The organism is Ruegeria sp. YKSF070 (assembly GCF_059612725.1).
In genome coordinates this window covers 1-1056 of the sequence record NZ_JBXWRD010000117.1, presented here as the reverse complement: position 1 = coordinate 1056, position 1056 = coordinate 1, and the positions used below count along the sequence as shown (strand labels likewise).

The 1056-nt window shown below is 57.6% G+C and carries 3 protein-coding genes; 1 reads left to right on the top strand and 2 read right to left on the bottom strand.

The window, feature by feature from the left end:
* Window positions 1-88: 88 nt before the first annotated feature.
* The gene (locus tag AC2FL1_RS23515; protein ID WP_496715338.1) at window positions 89-445 is read right to left on the bottom strand and encodes a cupin domain-containing protein; all 357 of its coding nucleotides are present in this window, start codon (window positions 443-445) and stop codon (window positions 89-91) included.
* A gap of 116 nt (window positions 446-561) precedes the next feature.
* Here AC2FL1_RS23515 and AC2FL1_RS23510 point away from each other — a divergent pair, with 116 nt between their 5' ends.
* The gene (locus tag AC2FL1_RS23510) at window positions 562-906 is read left to right on the top strand and encodes a DUF8846 family protein (RefSeq protein WP_496878538.1); all 345 of its coding nucleotides are present in this window, start codon (window positions 562-564) and stop codon (window positions 904-906) included.
* Here AC2FL1_RS23510 and AC2FL1_RS23505 read toward each other — a convergent pair.
* The coding region (locus AC2FL1_RS23505) for a transporter substrate-binding domain-containing protein (protein ID WP_496878539.1) at window positions 903-1056 on the bottom strand (154 nt) is incomplete at its 5' end. The genes AC2FL1_RS23510 and AC2FL1_RS23505 overlap by 4 nt on opposite strands.

Here is a 1056-nt window from a genome sequence, read left to right as displayed (position 1 = left end):
CCTTCGGTTTCACCTTCGCCGCCGGATTCACCTCAACAGTTTTTCGGGCCGGAGGCCTTCAATCAATGAGGGAGGCCGAGACTCGCGTTCACTGAGTCTCTCGCCCAGCTAATCCCTTGATCGGATACCGGTCCGGTTCCTCGAAAACATCGATAACCCGTGTGCCTGCCTTGATTTTGCCGCCATGTTCCACGCCTGACGGGATCGAATAACTGTCGCCAGAGCGGTAGGTTAGGGTCTGCCCGTCGATGGTCAATTCAACCTCACCCTCAACCACTGTGCCCCATTGGGCTTTGTGAGAATGTAAGGGCAATTCGAAATCATGAAGAAAAGTAAAGAACGCCACCAACCCTGCATCCGACCGGATCACGGCCGTTTGCACCACGTCGCCAGGGAACGGTACGTCGAGGCTGGGAAATCTCGTTATGAAATCTGGGTAGGGCATGAAGGCGTCCTTTGGTATCCGGGATCGGTGTATTCTGGGTACTATGGGCGCAAGGCGGGGCTCCTGCAATTGTTGGCTGCTTGACCGCGAACCGGCGCGGGGCTATGGCCCGGTGCATGGAGAAGCAAAAGAAACCCTCACGTCAGCAAGTCTATACCCTTCTGGTCCAGATTGGCCGCAAGGAGGGCGACGGGCTGCCCGATGGGGCGACCGGCGCGGCGCTGATGTGCTATGCCAGCGGCGTGGATGAGGCCGAGGCCGTGCGTGAGACGGTTGCGATCCTGAAGCAGGCAGACACCGCACCGCTGGATGTTACCGGATATGGCACATTGGCCGAGCGTGAAGCGCAAGGCCACGATATCGAGCCGGACGAACGTGCGCTGATGCAAAGAGCATTGGATGAAAACGCAGTGATCGTCGCGCAGATGACACCGTTTTTCGAAGACGAAGCACAAGATTAGTTTCGCGACCCGAACCACTTGCGATAGATTTCGTCATAGGTTCCGTCTTCGCGCAGGCCGAGCAATGCCTGGTTAACATCCTCGACCAGCGGTGATCCGGTCGGAAATGCGATGCCGTAATTCTCGCGCAGGAAGACGCCACCTGTCATC

Bases quoted from the DNA above. Each gene is read 5' to 3' on its own strand.
- AC2FL1_RS23510 (WP_496878538.1), top strand. From the start codon at position 562: ATGGAGAAGCAAAAGAAACCCTCACGTCAGCAAGTCTATACCCTTCTG.
- AC2FL1_RS23515 (WP_496715338.1), bottom strand. From the start codon at position 445: ATGCCCTACCCAGATTTCATAACGAGATTTCCCAGCCTCGACGTACCG.